The sequence below is a fragment of the Curtobacterium sp. MCBA15_001 genome (genome assembly GCF_001864835.1).
Classification (GTDB): domain Bacteria; phylum Actinomycetota; class Actinomycetes; order Actinomycetales; family Microbacteriaceae; genus Curtobacterium.
Genome location: NZ_MJGI01000016.1, coordinates 1 through 252, shown reverse-complemented (window position 1 = coordinate 252; position 252 = coordinate 1). Strand labels below are relative to the sequence as shown.

General features: G+C 69.4%; 1 pseudogene. It reads right to left on the bottom strand.

Annotated features, from left to right (window positions below):
- Window positions 1–252 (bottom strand): annotated as a pseudogene (locus tag BIU90_RS06410) (hypothetical protein); the annotation flags it as partial.

Genomic DNA, 252 nt, shown 5'->3' with positions numbered 1-252 from the left:
GAACACGACGCTCGTGGTGATGGTCCCGATCCCGAGTCCGCCGTCTTTCGTGGACGCTGACAGCAGGTCGCCGGTGGAGGCACCGAGGGGACGGGTGAGGATGTACGCGATCCAGAAGCAGAGGACCGGGCCGCGACGGCCGATGAACCAGACCGCAGCGGTGACCGCGATGGCGCCGGCGAACAGCAGCAGGGACGGGAAGTACCCCAGGCCGGTCTGCTCGGCGATCAGGTCACCGGCGGCGGTCCCGAG